At 33.9% G+C, this 16,007-nt stretch carries 19 protein-coding genes; 8 read left to right on the top strand and 11 right to left on the bottom strand.

Translation table 11 applies throughout. From position 1 onward, the window contains the following. Positions 1 to 136 precede the first annotated feature (136 nt). The 4 genes from BW936_RS07590 to BW936_RS07605 form a co-directional block, all read right to left on the bottom strand. A complete protein-coding gene (locus tag BW936_RS07590) occupies positions 137 to 1,585 on the bottom strand; it encodes an AraC family transcriptional regulator (protein ID WP_143744066.1) in 1,449 nt (482 codons plus the stop codon). A 256-nt stretch (positions 1,586 to 1,841) separates the two neighbouring features. Further along, the gene (locus BW936_RS07595) at positions 1,842 to 2,558 is read right to left on the bottom strand and encodes a DUF4197 domain-containing protein (protein WP_076547731.1); all 717 of its coding nucleotides are present in this window, start codon (positions 2,556 to 2,558) and stop codon (positions 1,842 to 1,844) included. A 33-nt stretch (positions 2,559 to 2,591) separates the two neighbouring features. After that, complete coding sequence (gene purU, locus BW936_RS07600) at positions 2,592 to 3,443, bottom strand: formyltetrahydrofolate deformylase (RefSeq protein ID WP_084182008.1); 852 nt, start codon at positions 3,441 to 3,443, stop codon at positions 2,592 to 2,594. Positions 3,444 to 3,529: 86 nt separating this feature from the next. After that, the gene (locus tag BW936_RS07605; protein ID WP_244156178.1) at positions 3,530 to 3,859 is read right to left on the bottom strand and encodes a hypothetical protein; all 330 of its coding nucleotides are present in this window, start codon (positions 3,857 to 3,859) and stop codon (positions 3,530 to 3,532) included. Between the two features lie 179 nt (positions 3,860 to 4,038). On the opposite strand from BW936_RS07605, the gene BW936_RS07610 reads away from it, so the two are divergent. Then, positions 4,039 to 4,488 carry an Lrp/AsnC family transcriptional regulator gene (locus BW936_RS07610; protein WP_076547734.1) on the top strand — a complete coding sequence of 150 codons (450 nt, stop codon included), beginning with the start codon at positions 4,039 to 4,041 and terminating at the stop codon, positions 4,486 to 4,488. Between the two features lie 107 nt (positions 4,489 to 4,595). Continuing rightward, positions 4,596 to 6,011, top strand: coding sequence for an alpha/beta hydrolase (locus BW936_RS07615; protein ID WP_143744067.1), 1,416 nt, complete (start codon positions 4,596 to 4,598; stop codon positions 6,009 to 6,011). Here the strand turns inward: BW936_RS07615 and BW936_RS07620 are convergent. Beyond that, on the bottom strand, positions 5,998 to 6,741 hold the full coding sequence (locus BW936_RS07620) for a DJ-1/PfpI family protein (protein ID WP_076547736.1): 744 nt from the start codon (positions 6,739 to 6,741) through the stop codon (positions 5,998 to 6,000). The two genes, BW936_RS07615 and BW936_RS07620, sit on opposite strands and share 14 nt — an antisense overlap. An 89-nt stretch (positions 6,742 to 6,830) precedes the next feature. Between BW936_RS07620 and BW936_RS07625 the strand changes: the two genes are divergently transcribed. Then, positions 6,831 to 7,475: a DUF1684 domain-containing protein gene (locus BW936_RS07625; protein WP_076547737.1), complete on the top strand. Its 645-nt coding sequence runs from the start codon at positions 6,831 to 6,833 to the stop codon at positions 7,473 to 7,475. A gap of 85 nt (positions 7,476 to 7,560) precedes the next feature. On the opposite strand, the gene BW936_RS07630 is transcribed toward BW936_RS07625, so the two are convergent. From BW936_RS07630 to BW936_RS19460, 5 genes are all read right to left on the bottom strand, one after another. Further along, the gene (locus tag BW936_RS07630; protein WP_076547738.1) at positions 7,561 to 8,574 is read right to left on the bottom strand and encodes an outer membrane beta-barrel protein; all 1,014 of its coding nucleotides are present in this window, start codon (positions 8,572 to 8,574) and stop codon (positions 7,561 to 7,563) included. Between the two features lie 94 nt (positions 8,575 to 8,668). After that, positions 8,669 to 9,913: an ammonium transporter gene (locus tag BW936_RS07635; RefSeq protein ID WP_076547739.1), complete on the bottom strand. Its 1,245-nt coding sequence runs from the start codon at positions 9,911 to 9,913 to the stop codon at positions 8,669 to 8,671. Between the two features lie 30 nt (positions 9,914 to 9,943). Then, positions 9,944 to 10,282 (bottom strand): P-II family nitrogen regulator, encoded by a 339-nt coding sequence (locus BW936_RS07640; protein ID WP_076547740.1) that lies wholly within the window; start codon positions 10,280 to 10,282, stop codon positions 9,944 to 9,946. 286 nt (positions 10,283 to 10,568) lie between these two features. Beyond that, positions 10,569 to 10,940: a fluoride efflux transporter CrcB gene (crcB, locus tag BW936_RS07645; protein WP_076547741.1), complete on the bottom strand. Its 372-nt coding sequence runs from the start codon at positions 10,938 to 10,940 to the stop codon at positions 10,569 to 10,571. Positions 10,941 to 10,958: 18 nt separating this feature from the next. After that, a complete protein-coding gene (locus tag BW936_RS19460; RefSeq protein WP_143744068.1) occupies positions 10,959 to 11,138 on the bottom strand; it encodes a hypothetical protein in 180 nt (59 codons plus the stop codon). 352 nt (positions 11,139 to 11,490) lie between these two features. On the opposite strand from BW936_RS19460, the gene BW936_RS07655 reads away from it, so the two are divergent. After that, on the top strand, positions 11,491 to 11,877 hold the full coding sequence (locus BW936_RS07655; RefSeq protein WP_076547743.1) for a pyrophosphohydrolase domain-containing protein: 387 nt from the start codon (positions 11,491 to 11,493) through the stop codon (positions 11,875 to 11,877). Between the two features lie 29 nt (positions 11,878 to 11,906). Here the strand turns inward: BW936_RS07655 and BW936_RS07660 are convergent, their stop codons facing one another. Then, positions 11,907 to 12,980 carry a branched-chain amino acid aminotransferase gene (locus BW936_RS07660; protein WP_076547744.1) on the bottom strand — a complete coding sequence of 358 codons (1,074 nt, stop codon included), beginning with the start codon at positions 12,978 to 12,980 and terminating at the stop codon, positions 11,907 to 11,909. 108 nt (positions 12,981 to 13,088) lie between these two features. Here BW936_RS07660 and BW936_RS07665 point away from each other — a divergent pair, with 108 nt between their 5' ends. From BW936_RS07665 to BW936_RS07680, 4 genes are all read left to right on the top strand, one after another. Continuing rightward, complete coding sequence (locus tag BW936_RS07665) at positions 13,089 to 13,568, top strand: DUF4920 domain-containing protein (protein WP_076547991.1); 480 nt, start codon at positions 13,089 to 13,091, stop codon at positions 13,566 to 13,568. Then, positions 13,569 to 14,231, top strand: a complete 663-nt coding sequence (mnmD, locus tag BW936_RS07670; protein WP_076547745.1) for a tRNA (5-methylaminomethyl-2-thiouridine)(34)-methyltransferase MnmC2 — start codon at positions 13,569 to 13,571, stop codon at positions 14,229 to 14,231. Positions 14,232 to 14,344: 113 nt separating this feature from the next. Next, positions 14,345 to 15,307 carry a TIGR01777 family oxidoreductase gene (locus BW936_RS07675; RefSeq protein ID WP_076547746.1) on the top strand — a complete coding sequence of 321 codons (963 nt, stop codon included), beginning with the start codon at positions 14,345 to 14,347 and terminating at the stop codon, positions 15,305 to 15,307. A 139-nt stretch (positions 15,308 to 15,446) separates the two neighbouring features. After that, positions 15,447 to 16,001, top strand: a complete 555-nt coding sequence (locus tag BW936_RS07680; RefSeq protein WP_076547747.1) for a nucleotide exchange factor GrpE — start codon at positions 15,447 to 15,449, stop codon at positions 15,999 to 16,001. Positions 16,002 to 16,007 lie beyond the last annotated feature (6 nt).

The raw sequence follows: 16,007 nt of genomic DNA on the forward strand, positions 1-16,007 counted from the left end.
CGACCTAAGTTAAAGACGATCTGACGTAAGTTAACCTTTACTGTTTATGTAAGTTTTTTAGTAACAGCATGTTAGGTTTTTTGAAGTAATATTGTGAAAAGTTTAGTAGAATTAAGTAAATATTACGATTTTGACCTTATTTATCTTTTTTCTCTATAAATTCTTTTGGAGTCATATGCATTCTTTTCTTGAATGCTTTGTAAAAAGATACTTTGTTGTTAAATCCACATTCGTAGATTAAATCTACTACCTGTATGGTAGGTTTGGTTTTTATTATTCTTACGGCTTCTTCTATTCTATGGTCATTAATTAATTCATAGAAATTTTTCTTTAATTCTTGGTTGATTACTTGTGATAAGCTATAGCGATCTACATTAATTTTGTTGGCAAGTTTTGTTAATGTAAGGGTGTTGTCCAAGTATATTTTATCAATATTTAAGCTATCAAGTACCTGGGCTTTTACGCTTATAGTCATATTAGCGGTCAGGCTTGAATTTTTATACTTGTTTTTAGGTTTGTTTGCTTCTTGAATTTGAATAGTGTCAAGTATTATATTGGGCTGGATAATCATTAATATTTCTAATGCAACAATGAATAGTATCAGGTACACCGCAATGAAGTATTTAGATATATAATCAAAAACATAGATATGCTCAAACGTGGCTCTTGCCACTATGAATATGGTTAGGATGGCTATAAAAACGATTAAGGTTAGCATCCAATTTTTAAAACCACGTGCTATATGTTTATTTATTTTTTCAAAATCAGCTATTATAAGTACTAGATATGCTGATAGGTGTATCGCTTTTACCCAATTACTATTCATAGCCCAATCCATACCGTTTAATAGCATGTTATTGGTATCGTGAAGGTTGTATAAAACGATAAGAAATAACAGTACTATGAAAAATGGAACGTAATGAAATATGATTTCTTTTCTAGCAGGGAAAGTTTCGGTATGCTTTGTTTTTAAATATAAATATAATGAAGGTGCAATAAGAAAAAATAAAACTCTGTAGATTGGTACGTTGGGTGTGTATGAAAAGAAATCTTGCCAGTAAAATACCAGTTCAATCAATGTTAGAGAAGTAACTATTAAAAAAAAGCCTAAAAACATATTGCTTTTTTCAGTTCTATGTTTGAAGATGAGGAGTGCTGAGGTTATTAATCCTGAAATAGCTATGAATATAAAAATGATGTTTAATAGATAAACTTGTACTTTATGTTTGTAATTATTTACCTCTAATTGGTTATTACTTTCTAAAATGGGCAACTCATTTTCAGATAAATTGGTGATTTTTTTTCTACATTCAGCAATGAATTTATGGAGTACTTTTTTATCTGCAAAACCTAATGATTTTGCAGAAATAAAATGATCGTATGCTTTAATGTAGTTGTTGCTTTGGTATTCGCATAATCCTAAAACATAAAAATCCTCTGCGCTATATTCATTTATTAATTTAGAGGATGTTGTAGTATATGCAAGATTACAGTCTATTAAACTTCCGTCAGCTGTTTGCGGAATTAAATAGATTGGTAGTAAAAGGAAAAAAATGACTACTAATGAATAATTTTTAGAAAGCACCAAAGCGTTTTAGACTATAAATAACTAAAATAGTATAAGCATAGATTGATTTAAAAGGTTTAATCCTTGCCTCTATAAAGTTATATTTCATTTAAAACTATGGATTATTTGTGAGAGTTAAACAAAAAAAAACCGATGCTCCCATCGGTTTTTAACTAACTAACTCAAAAAATAACTAACTCAAAAAATTGAAAATGAATGCTTTATATGATTTTAACGCATAACTTTTTAAGTTATTGTAAGAATTCTTACAAATCTATTTTTTATCTTGCATCGCAAATACCTTTTTAAGCACATCTGTTGTTCTAGAGGTGTATTTAGTTCTAATTTTTTCTTCTTCAACCGCTATCATTTTATATACTCCTGATAATGCTTCTTCAGTAACATAATCTGTTAAATCTGGATTTACATTATTTGTAAGTGGTATAGAATTGTACTTTGTAATGATAGAGCTCCAGATTTTATCGGCACCTACTTTTTTGAATGATTCACTTATTACCGGATTAAATTTTGCGTACAGTTCAGTATTTGTTTTAGTTTCTAAATAGGTAGTTGCGGCATCATTACTTCCTAATAATATATTTTTTGCATCTGCAAAAGACATTTCCTTAACGGCATTAACGAAAATAGGCGTTGCTTCAGAAACAGCATTTTCAGCTGCACGATTTAAAACCTTTAGGCCCTCATCTGCTAATTTGCCCAGCCCTAAATCTCGCAATGTTTTATCTACCTTCTGTAAGTCTTCGGGTAAAAGTATTTTAACCATTTCATTTTTATAGAAACCATCTGTTGCGGTCAATTTACTAACCTGTTTTTCAATGCCTTGGTCAAGAGCTTGTTTTAATCCGTTGGCTATTGTTTCGTTATTTAAAGCGCCTTCTGTTGAAGTTGGTAATTGATTTACAACTTGTTGTAGTTCTGCACATGAAACAGCTAGTAATATACATATGGCTAGGCTTAATTTCTTTATCATCTTAAATTTAATTTTTGTGAAGGTGTACTTTAGTTACGAGAATATTACTGTTTTATTGTTGTAAACCATGGTTTTACGTGCAATATGTAGCATAACACCTCTTGAGAGGACAATTTTTTCCAGATCTCTACCTTTGGCAATGAAATCTTTAATAGAATGAGAGTGGGTTACGGTAGTTACATCTTGCTCAATAATTGGACCTGCATCTAGTTCTTCTGTAACGTAATGACTTGTTGCTCCAATAATTTTTACGCCTCTTTTAAAAGCTGCGTGATAGGGTTTTGCTCCGGCAAATGCTGGTAAAAATGAATGGTGAATGTTAATGATCTTGTTGGGATATCTGTTAATGAGTGTACCACTTACAATTTGCATATACCTAGCCAATACAATAAAATCGGCTTCATATTTTTCTAGTAAAGCCAATTGTTTTTTTTCTGCTTCTAATCTGTTCTCTTTGTTAAATGGAATATGATAAAAAGGGATGTTGAATTGGTCTGCTATTTGTTTTAAGTCATTGTGGTTGCTTAATATAAAAGGTATTTCAACCGCAAGTTCTCCTGAGCGATACCTGCTTAATAGGTCATATAGACAATGTTTGTACTTGGATACGAAAATGACCATTTTAGGTAATTTATCATCTGTGTGTAAACTCCATTTCATGTTATATGCCGTAGCTAATTCTTTTTGAAACAGAGATTTAAAATGGTCTAAATGAGAAAAATGCTCCTCAAATTCCACTACGGTCCGCATAAAAAAGACATTGGCGGGTTTATCTACATGCTGGTCAAGGTAAACGATATTGCCCTCGTTTTTGCTGATAAAACTAGTTACGGTAGCTATAATGCCTGCTTGGTCCGGACAATGAATTAGGATTGTTGTTTTCAATATTTAAAAAATTATAGATCCAAAAATAGCCCATAATTCTTAAAATGTCTGCTATAAGTTGTAATTAGAAAAGAATTTGGAATAATTTAAGAGTGTTCAGATTTCCAAACTTTATATGATTTTCTAAAACTTTTTATTTCTTTTCTAAGTAAATTGATATACTCCGTTTCTTTAACACCATGCTTCTCTAGTCCCATACAGTAAGAATTGATGTTTCTAATAATAATATTGATATAAGTAATGGTCTCTAAGCGTTCATTACTGCAATTAGAGTATTCTACTTGTGCAATTTTTTGCGGTATTAAAATGGAATCAGTCAAGATAGAATTAGCCATAATATCCCTAAGACTTTTTGATTCGCAAAGGCGCATTAAATCTTTGTTGAAGGATACGTATGAAGCAATCTCCCTGCTCATTGTGCAGAGCTCTAAAGCTTTCCTGTAAATAGGTAAATGTTTTAAACTGCGATAGGCCATGATTTGGGGTGTAATTAGCGTTATATAAAATTACGTTAGTTATTTGTAATTTTTCTATTGATTGTAAATGAAATTTTTATTTTTACCTTTGATACTAAATAAAAAAACTAGATATACTTTTGAATCCAAAAATAGACGAGCTTAATTGGAAAATACTAAGACAGTTGCAGCATAATGCTAGAGAATCTTTCGCTAATATTGGTCGCACAGTAGGGCTGACGGCACCTGCAGTTGCTGAGCGTGTTAAGAAAATGGAAGACATGGGTGTTATACATGGATATAAGGCGACGGTATCTCATGCATTAACCGGTCATCAGTTAAAGGCTATTATAACCTTAAGGGCCTTTATGGGGAAATTGAAGCCTTTCTTAGCTGTAGTGCCAACATTACAGGAGGTTATCAATTGCTACAGGATTACTGGCAATGAAAATATTGTGATGGAGGTAGTATTGAAGGATCAATTCCATTTAGAAAAGTTTATCGATCAACTTATTCAATATGGAGAAACTAGAACTCATATTGTGTTGTCTCAGGTAATTTCAAATGCCCCTATGCACAAAATAAATTAGCTTAATACCTCATAGGGAAAGCTTGCTTGTGTTTTTATTTTTTATCAAACGATTTTAAAAGACTGCTGTTTTAATATTATTTTGGCTAGATTTTTGATACAAAAGAAATGATGAAAAAAATACTACTCCTTGTTTTTGTTTTAATTTCCTCGGTTTCCTATTCTCAAGAGCTAAGGCTATTAAGAGGTGCAATTACCGAGAATATAATTGTAAACGATTCTCTAAAAGAAACCTATTCCCTTTATTTGCCTACTAATTTTGAGGTAACTAGATCTTGGCCCATAGTTTTTGTAATGGATTTGGAGGGGAAAGGAAATGCGGCAATTTCTATATTAATGAATGCTGCCCAGGAAGAGGGGTATGTGTTGGCGAGTTCCAATAATACAAACGATTCGCTATCTATTTCAGAAAATGTACTTATTGCGAACAGAATGTTCAATTCAGTATATAATACTATACCAACGGCTAAAAACCGTACCTATTCTGCCGGTTTTGGTAGCGGAGCTATGTTTGCATCAATTTTGCCTATGATCGCAAGAGAAATTAAAGGAGTTATTTCTATAGGTGCACCTGTAGGAAATCTTGAAATTTTAAACTCTAAACAATCTTTTCAGTTCATTGGTTTGGTAAATAGGTCAGATTACAATTTCTCGGAAATGTATAATACCAAACGTATATTAAATAAATTGAAAATCCCTAATGAATTACTAGTGTTTGATGGTGACAGAAATCTGCCGGAGAAAGAAACCATTGCAAAAGCATTTAGGATGCTGACATTGAACAGTATGGCAAAAGGCCATTTGCAACGAAACGATAATTTTATCACCACATCTTATAATGAGTTTTTGGAAGATGTTAATGCTAATGTCTCTAACCAAAAACCCCTTTTGGCTACGTATCAAATGTCTGACATGGAGAAAATTTTTCATCCGTTAATGAATTTAGATTCTCTAAAGACTTTGCAAAAAACATTAAAACGTAGTTCTATGTTTAGGCAGGCAAATAGAAATCAGAATAGTTATTTTTTAAAGGAGTCGTTCACCAAAGAGGATTATGGTTACTTTTTAGAAGAAGATATTATTTCATATAACTATGCTAATTTAGGTTGGTGGAAGTATCAGATGGATGAATTAAATAAATTGAAAAAAAGTGCAAATATTTTTGAACATCAGATGTCTAGTAGGTTAAGAGGTTATATCAATGCATTAATTTCTGATAATATTGATTATATGGGAACAAATGAAAATACGGACTGGAAAGCTTTGAATTTATTATACATGATCAAAACAATAACTGCCCCATCAGAATATGAAGGGTATTTAAAAGTGATATCCACGAGCTCAAAAATGGAAGAATATGGAACTGCATTATTTTATTTAGAAGAACTATTGAAGACAGGATATACGGATAAGCAAGCGCTTTATTCCATAGAACACACGTCTTTATTTAAAATTATGCCTGAGTTTAACGACCTTGTTGAAAAATATCTAAAAGGTGCTAGGTATGAAGTTATTGAACAGTAAGGTGTGGTACTTTTTCTAGGTCCCAATCAATGACCAACCCCTTTGCAAGAGATTTGGTTATTTCTTTTCCATACAGCACTTCGCATACATAAAGTGCCGCTTCAAAGCTTTTGGCTCCACCTGCAGAAGTAATGTATTTTTCGTCATGAACAAATAATACATCATCTTTAATGTTCAAGTTAGGAAACATCTTTCTGTAATTTTCTACATCGCTAGGGAAAGTCGTAGAGGCGACAGAATCTAAAACCCCTGCCTTTGCTAAAAGAAACGCCCCGTCACAATGGCTGGTCATATAAAGTGCTTTTTCGTCCACTTTTTTAATGAAGTCCAACATTATTAGGTCTTTTAAATCACTGTCCATTGAATGTTCTGCACTAGGTACTACTAAAATATCTATTCCGGGAAGATCATCTTTTGTATAGTCGTAATCAGGTAGTATACGAACGCCTTCAAAAGTGGTTATTGGTTCTAAGGTGTTGGCAACGGTAAAGGTGTTCATCGCCTTTATGTTTTTTCTATATTTTGTGTGTTGAAAAATATCGAACGGTGCAGTAAATTCTGTGTTAAATGTACCGTCCATTATTAAAAAAGCAACATTGTAGTTTTTAGGATTAAGCTTGGGCATTATCCTTGTTTTTTCTAATAGAACCTCTTTTTCAAGTGCGGTCTTTTTTTCTTGACAATTGCAAAGAGTTAAAAGTAAAATGGGTAATAAGTATATGGTTTTCATATTCAAACAGTATAAGGTTCTAAAGTACGACTATATGTAAAAAAGGTACAATGAATAAATTGTATTTTTGAGGTGTAAAAGGAAGAGATATGAAATTATGTATTGCAGTTTTGGTTTTGGGAATGTTTGTTTCATGCGGACAAGGAAAGAAATACCATGATGTTAAAAATGAAGTGTCAACCACAATAACTTCAGATAAATTAGCAGATATTTTAATTTTTCAGGAAGAATTAAACGCTGAATTTAAAGACCCTGAAACCTCACCGTTGGCGGACCGTTTCCGTATTAACTTTGAAACTTTAGATTTCTTTGAGCCAGATACCAGTTATGTGATAGAGGCAGAGTTTGTAAGAACTCCCGAGGCGTTGCCGTTTTTAATGCCTACAACTACAGGTAGAGAGTCTAAGGAAGTGGTCTATGGTATTGCAAAGTTTACTATTCATGGAGAAGCACATGAATTGGAAGTTTACCAATCCCCAGATTTAATCACCCAAGAAAAATATGAGGACTATTTGTTTTTGCCTTTCACAGATAATACTAATGGAAAAGAAACATATGGTGGGGGTAGATACTTAGATTTAAGAATTCCGAATGGAAATACAATTATTTTAGATTTTAATAAAGCATATAACCCATATTGTGCTTATAATAAAAAATTTAGTTGCCCCTTAGTGCCTTCCGTAAATAGGTTAGAAACAGCTGTGAGGGCTGGAGTTAAGGCGTTTGAGCATTAAGTAGTGCTAATAAAAAAACCTCGGAAATACTAGCCGAGGTTTTAAAACTTATACTATAAAATTAATCTTTAATTCTAGGGAGAACTTAGAAAGAGTATATTGCCGCTACTAAGAAAGAAGATAAGCTTTTAGAAGCATCACCATCTGCATCAAAGTAAGGCTCCACATCATTACCCCAAGAATCTAATCTAATTTCTGGCTTAATAGTTAGGTTGTCAACAGAATAACTTCCTGTTAACGTTAAGCTTAATACACTTGGGTCGTCATCTATTAAATCTGATCTGGTAGCGAAGTACTCTCCTCTTAAACCAATAGTGAAATCATCTGAAGTAGTGTATTGTGGGTAAAGTGCTACACCTAAAAAACCTTCGCCTTCATTGTCAGCATAAGCAGCATTTATTCCTAAGAAAAAATCTTCAGATACATCAAAGCCACCTGTGTAATCAATTTCAAAACCTAAAGTTTCACCACCATCGTAGTAGAAGTTAAGGTATTGACCTGAGTATCCTAATTGAGCTCCTGCAGCGTATGTACCTGTTAGGTTGTTATTGGTGTCGGTTACATTCATAATGGCCAACATTAAACTGAAATCATCAGAAAGTGCAAAATCAGCTTTTAAACCTACGTGAGAGAAAGGACCGCTGGAGAATAGGCGAGAAGTACTATAGTTGAAATTGCCAACTGGTGAAATTACCTCATAGCCCAAGTACGTATTAAATCGCCCCATAGTTAATGTAGTACCTTCAGAAATATTCCAGTAAGCATAAAGTTGGTTTAAGTTGTAACCACCAACGGCTTCGTTCCCTCTAGGACCAAAAACGACATCTGCAACTACTCCTGTTTTTTCTCCTTCATAAGTAGCAACAAAGTTAGCCATGCCTAGAGCGAAACCTAATTCATTAGCAAAAGAGCTGCCAAATGATTGTGGTGTTGTGTCAGAAGCGTTTAAGTTTGTTTGATAATACGCATCGACAGAGCCACTAATGCTAATTTTTTTCTCTTTTTCTTCTTCTTGGGCTATTACACCAGTAATTGTAAAGAGCAATAGACCTGTTGCGAAAATATTTTTTACGTACTTTGTATTTATAATCGTTTTCATAAATTTTGATTTTTTGCCCGTAGGGGGTAAATTATTTTGAGTTATTTATTGATAGGTTATGTAGCGGAGCGTTCTGCAAAACGCTCCGTATTTTTTAGTGTTGATTCATTCTAAAATCGGCATAAGCATCCATACCGTGTTCGTGAATATCCAAGCCTTCAAGTTCTTCTTCCTTAGAAACTCTAAGGCCTATAGTTGCGTTAAGTACACCTAAAATTAGACCAGAGGTTATGATGCAGAACCCACCTACTATAAGTACACCGTATAATTGAGTCATGAATTGAGCACCGCTAGCTAGGTTTCCAAAAATACCTACAGCTAATGTTCCCCAGATACCACAGATTAGGTGAACTGCTATGGCGCCTACAGGGTCGTCCAATTTAATTCTGTCTACTAAAGCTACGCCGCCAACGATTATAATTCCAGCTATGAAACCAATTACAACTGCTTCATTAGGCGACATTAAATCTGCACCAGCCGTAATACCTACTAGTCCGCCCAGGATACCATTTAAGAACATGGTCAAATCTAAATTTTTGTAAAGAATAGTAGAGGTGATCATTGCGCCAAAGCCACCGGCCGCTGCTGCTAAACTTGTAGTCACCAATACTAATGAAGTTAATTCTGGATCTGCAGACAATACCGAGCCTCCGTTAAAACCGAACCATCCCAACCATAGAATTAATACCCCGGCAGTTGCCATTGGTATACTGTGACCTGGTATTGCTTTCGGCTTACCGTCTTTGCCAAATTTTCCAATTCTAGAGCCTAATATGAAGATAGCAACTATGGCTGCCCATCCACCTACTGAGTGTACTAATGTTGATCCTGCGAAATCGTAAAAACCCCAAGAATCCAAAAATCCGCCACCCCATTTCCAGGCACCTACTATTGGGTATACTAAACCTACGTAAATGACGGTGAATATCATGAAAGCGCCAATTTTCATACGTTCAGCTACTGCACCAGATACAATTGTTGCCGCTGTTGCTGCAAACATTCCTTGAAAAAGGAAATCTGTCCACCAGGTATAACCGCCATCTGCATATTCAGGTGTCATTCCTCCTTCGGGAGCACCAATACCAAAGCTATCCATGCTGAATTTTATAATTCCCATGTCACCTTCTTCAAAACCTGGGTACATTAAATAGAAACCCCATGCGTAATAAAGTAGAAGGCCGCCTGTAATAATAAAGATATTTTTGAATAATATATTAATTGTGTTTTTTTGTCTGGTTAAGCCAATCTCTAAAAAGGCAAACCCAGTATGCATGAAGAATACCAATGCGGTAGCTACCATCATCCATACGTTATTTGCTGTAAATAATCCTGCGTCCATTTCGTCTATTTTTATAATTAATTATTTTATTTAGTTGATACCGGCCAAACCATCTTCCTTGGTTCTTATTCTATATGCCTGAAGTACCTCTGATACAAATATTTTACCGTCCCCTACATTACCAGAATAAGCAGCATCAAGAATTGAATTCACAGTTTTGTCAAGAAAGTCGTCAGATACTACAATGGTCAAGTATCTACGCTGAATATCCGTAGTGCTATAAGAGATGCCACGGTAAACATGTCCTTCCTTTTCATTTCCAACCCCCGTTACATCCCAATAACTAAAGAAGTTAACTTCAATGTTATGCAATGCCTCTTTGACATCGTCAAACTTTGATTTTCTGATAATTGCCTCGATTTTTTTCATTTGAATAAGTTTTTGATATTGCCAAATATATGTTAAAAACGAATACACCCTAAAATTAAGAGGGTGTATGCAGGAATTTTTATTGGTATAACAATATAGACCCTTATTATTTTAGGGTATTGTTATTTATATAGTGTATTATTGAAGATGTTTAGGGTTGTTAACGGGGGGGCTAATAGTAGGATAATTGTCAAGAAAAGATGAGATTTTCTAACGATTGTTTAATTAATCGGTAAATACTTGAAAAAATGAATAAAAATAAAAAAGTGTTTGTGGAATGTTGATTTTATAACATTCTGCAAAGCCATAGGCCAAATGATATAGCCAATACGCCAATAGTGAAACTTAAGCCCATGTAAAGGGATGTTTGAAGTAATGAAGATTCTTTAAATAAGTAGTTACTTTCTAATGCGAATGTAGAGAAAGTGGTAAAGCCTCCGCAGAAGCCGGTGGCAAGTAGAAGTGTCTGATTTTCTGAAATGTAATTGCTTTTAAGAGATAGTCCTATTATTATACCGATTAATAAACAACCAATAATGTTCACTAAAAATGTACCTAAATAGAAATTTGAATAGTAGTCGTTTAGGTTTTTTGATATATAATACCTTAGAATACTTCCTAATCCACCACCTATAAATACGAGTAGTAATTGTTTCATACCTTATAAAGGTAAGAACTAAACAGCTTTTTTGTAGCTAGTTGTAAGTAAATCTAACGGATAGATAACTGGTGTAGGTTGTTTATCGGATTTTTGAGAACGTGTTTTTGTTTTTTGGGAAACACGAATTAAACTAACCGCTACCAGTGCAATGTTAATACCTACTAATACTAAAAAAATTGTAAGAAATGTCATCATAATTTATTGCACCTTTATAGATGAATAACGCAAAATTACGGTATTTGGTATATTTAACGTGGATAATCACCATTTTGTTGTGAAAAAGTTAATTTTTGTGGTGTAGGAAAAATTTTAACTATTCTTTTAGTAGAAACTTAACTACAAGGAGTAGAATTATGAATAATGTAAAGAATATGCCTATCCATTTAACACCTTTGAAATTTTTTTGATGTAGTTTAAGGTCTTTTCGATAAGATATGACAATAATGATGGCGAAAACCACAGCAAATACAATTGCAAAAATGATTTGTCCGGTGCTAAACATATTTTATATTTTTACGCAAAGCTAACGGAAAACAGTATAATAAAGATGAAAAATAAAATCAAAGCAGTAGAACAGTTTCATAATTCTTTTGGTCTAGGGGTTTCAGAAGATATGATTGCAGATTTAGGGGAGGCAAAGAATACGTTGCGTTTTAATTTAATGGATGAAGAGAATAAAGAGTATTTTGAAGCGGCGCAGAATAATGATCTTGTAGAAGTGGCCGATGCTTTAGGAGATATGCTTTATATATTGTGTGGAACTATTTTGGAGCATGGTATGCAGTATAAAATAGAAGAAGTCTTTAATGAAATACAAAGAAGTAATATGAGTAAGCTTGGTGAAGATGGTAAGCCTATTTATCGAGAAGATGGTAAAGTTCTTAAGGGACCTAATTATTCTAAACCTAATATAGAGGTAATTTTAGATAAATAAAAAAGGGGGCGTATCGCCCCCTTTTTTATTTATAATGCTTTGACTTTAAAGCGCCAACCAAACTTGTCTTCAGATTTGTTATACTGAATATCAGTTATGGTTTTCTTTAATTGCTCTCCATAACTATTTTCTAATTCAGGTAAATCGTAATCAATATCTCTGTACCCAAAACCTGCAATAGGTGAAATTACTGCAGCTGTTCCAGCACCAAACATTTCTTTTAACGACCCATTTTCTGCGGCCTCCACAACTTCCTTGACCGTAATTTTTCTAACCTCAGTTTTAATACCTTTATCTTCGGCAATTTTTAAAATACTTTTCCTGGTGATACCATCAAGTATGCGATCGCTAGTAGGTCCTGTTAATAAGGTGTCGTTTATTCTAATGAATATGTTCATGGCACCAGCTTCTTCAATAAATTCATGGTTGGTGTCATCTGTCCAAATTACTTGGTTGTATCCTTTTTCAACAGCTAGTTGCGTTGGGTAGAACTGACCTGCATAGTTACCACCGGCTTTAGCATAACCTACGCCACCATTTGCCGATCTAGAATACTTCTCTTCTATAAGAACTTTTACTTTGCCTGAAAAATAAGAGCCAGATGGCGCGCAAGCAATAATGAATTTATATTCATTGGCCGGTGACGCATGAAATCCATTTCCAGAAGCAAACATAAATGGTCTTATGTATAAAGAACTACCCTCTTTAGTTGGTATAAAATCTTTATCTAAATTTAAAAGCGTAGTCAAACCTTCCATAAAGTAATCTTCAGGAATTTGAGGTATACACATTCTTTCTGCCGAAATATTAAAACGCTTATGGTTGTCTAAAGGTCTAAATAAATAGATATCGTCATTATTATCCTTGTAAGCTTTCATTCCTTCAAAAACCGATTGTCCGTAATGAAAAATCTTTGAAGAAGGGTCTAATGTTATGGGTTGGTAAGGGGTTATTTTAGGAGTTTCCCATGCACCATTTTTATATGTACAGACTAACATATGATCTGTAAATACAGAACCAAAGGCAAGATTGTCAAAATCTACTTGATCAAATTTTGAAGTTTTTACCTTTTCTATTATAATATCTTTCGTTGCAATACTCATGAAATACGTAACTTTAGTTGATTAAAATTAAACAAATATCCCTACTAGTACTTCTTTTTTAGTTTTAAATTGATGAGTTTTGTAGGTATATCAACATTTTTAGGATTTATGAAAGAATTTAACATATTACTTGTCTTTTTATTTGGGTTTTTTACATGCCTTGCCCAGCAAAATAATGAAATTAATGCGTCAAAGTTATATGGTGAAGAGTTTGAAATCACTTCTTTAAGCCATAAAAATGAAGTTATGGCGCAATTTGCTTCTATGCCGGTGTCAGATTCTTTGAATCTTCAGTTTAAGACCAAGGTAAGGGAAGTCTGTAAGGTAAAAGGTTGTTGGATGGTTGTTGAGTTGCCAGAAGGTGAGCAAGCCATGGTGCGGTTTAAAGATTACGGATTTTTTATGCCAGCAGATATTCTGGAAAAAGAAGTAGTCTTGAACGGATTGGCGTTTGTTGAGGAAATGAGTGTTGATGATCAACGTCATTATGCAAAAGATGGTGGTAAAACCATAGAAGAAATAGCAAAAATAACAGCTCCTAAGAGAACCTATAGTTTTGAGGCAACAGGAGTAATAGTTCTAAATTAATTGAAAAGAGAAATTATAATTACCGGCGATGGTTCTAAGACCATCCAGATTATGGATTGGCAAGAGCAATACCATTCTAAACATGGTGCTATTCAAGAAGCTTATCATGTATTCATAAAATCTGGTTTAGACTTATTTAAAGATCAGGAATTGAGCATTCTTGAAATAGGTTTTGGTACAGGTTTAAATGCTTTTATCACCTTAATTGAATATGAAAAACGTAATCTTCAGGTTAACTATACTGGTGTAGAGGCGTACCCTGTATCGGCAGAAGAACTTGATCAATTAAATTACTTAGAAGAATTAGAGTCACTTTCAAGAAAAGATGACTTTGATTTAATGCATGCTGCTTCGTGGGGGCAGGAGATAGAAATAACTTCGAACTTCAAACTAACTAAACAACAAAAGCTTTTCAAGGAGATTGATGACATTAATACGTTTGACCTAGTGTATTTTGATGCCTTTGGTGCTCGTGTTCAGCCGGAACTGTGGACAGTTGAGATTTTTCAAATTATGTTCAATGCCATGAAAAGTGGTGGTATTTTAGTTACCTATGCCGCAAAAGGTAGTGTTAGGCGTGCTATGTTAGAGGTGGGTTTTCGGGTTGAGAAATTACCGGGACCTCCAGGTAAAAGAGAAATGCTAAGAGCTAAAAAGCAATAGCAGTGCTGGTATTAGTAAAATATTAACGCGTTGTACGTCAATAGCTTTGGCGACAATGTTAAATCGGAATTAAATAGTATATCAGGATGTATCAAAAATAATACCTTTAGTCCATGAAAGTATTGATAACAGGTGCAACAGGTTTAGTAGGTAGCGAGTTGGTATCTCAATGCCATGATATAGGTTATTCCGTTAACTATCTTACTACTCGTAAAAATAAAATCGTTTCAAAAGATAATTACCAAGGTTATTTTTGGAACCCGTCTACTGGTGAAATAGATTCAAAATGCCTAGATGGTGTTTCGGTAATCATTAATTTAGCAGGGTCCAGTATTTCTAAGAGATGGACCAGTAGTTATAAAAAGGAAATTATTGATAGTAGGGTCAATACCTTAGAACTTTTAAGGAAAACCTTGCTTGAAAACGAAAGCCATACGGTAACTTCTTTAATTTCTGCATCGGCAATAGGTATTTATCCAGATTCTTTAAGTAATTATTATACTGAAAATGAAGAAAAGGTTGATGATAGCTTTTTAGGTAAGGTAGTTACCATTTGGGAAAATAAAATAAATGAATTTAAATCTCTTGGGTTATCGGTTGCCAAAGTCCGTATTGGGCTTGTTATGTCAAAAAATGGCGGTGCGTTACCTGAAATGGCAAAACCGGTTAAATATTATGTAGGAGCAGCTTTTGGATCTGGGGAGCAATGGCAATCTTGGATCCATGTGACTGATTTGGCGGGTATATTTCTTCATATTGCAAAATACAATTTAAAAGGTACCTATAATGGTGTGGCGCCCAATCCGGTAACCAATCTGAAGCTTGTAAAAGAGATTGCGAAGGCATTGGATCAGCCGTTATTTATGCCAAATGTGCCCAAATTTGTAATGTATACCGTACTTGGGAAGATGGCTTATATATTATTTGCCAGTCAGCGTGTAAGCAGTAAAAAAATAGAAGAAGAAGGTTTTATATTCCATTATGTCAATATTTGTCAAGCACTTGGTGCTATTTATAATACGAATACGGCGTGTGTTGATGCTAAGAGTAATGTGACAAAACAATTTGTTTCATAGAAACTAAACTATTTGTTAGAGATAATTAAATCCGCTTTATGGCGGATTTTTTTTTAATCTATTGTGACATTTTGACATTTTTAAAGAATTGGCAGTACTTTTGCCTGCTTTTAATCAGCGATTTAAATTACAAAAAATTATGAGTGATAAAGAAAACACCGTAGATGATGAGTTCTTGGATGATGCGATATTAGATGGCGAAGAGCAAGAGCGTAAGTTAGAGGTAGAAGAGGAAGAAGAAAGGTCTGTAGAAGAAGTGCTTAACGAGGAGTTGGCAAAAGAGAAGGATAAATTTTTAAGGTTATTTGCTGAATTTGAAAATTATAAAAGGCGAACTTCTAAAGAGCGAATGGAGTTGTTTAAGACTGCTGGTCAGGAGGTAATTGTTTCATTGTTGCCTGTATTGGATGATTTTGATAGAGCAATTAAAGAATTGGCAAAGTCAGACGACAAGGAAGTATTTAAGGGTATCGAGCTAATTAATGTGAAGCTTAGGGAGACGCTTAAAGGTAAAGGCTTGGAAATGGTAGAAGTTAAAGCGGGTGATGTATTCGATGCAGAAATACATGAAGCAATAACTCAAATACCAGCTCCAGATAAAAAAATGAAAGGCAAAATCATTGATGTTATCGAAAAAGGATTTAAGTTAGGCGACCGTATCATTAGGCATCCAAAAGTAGTAGTAGGAAATTAAAAAATT

The organism is Maribacter ulvicola (assembly GCF_900155985.1).
GTDB classification, from domain to species: Bacteria; Bacteroidota; Bacteroidia; order Flavobacteriales; family Flavobacteriaceae; genus Maribacter; species Maribacter ulvicola.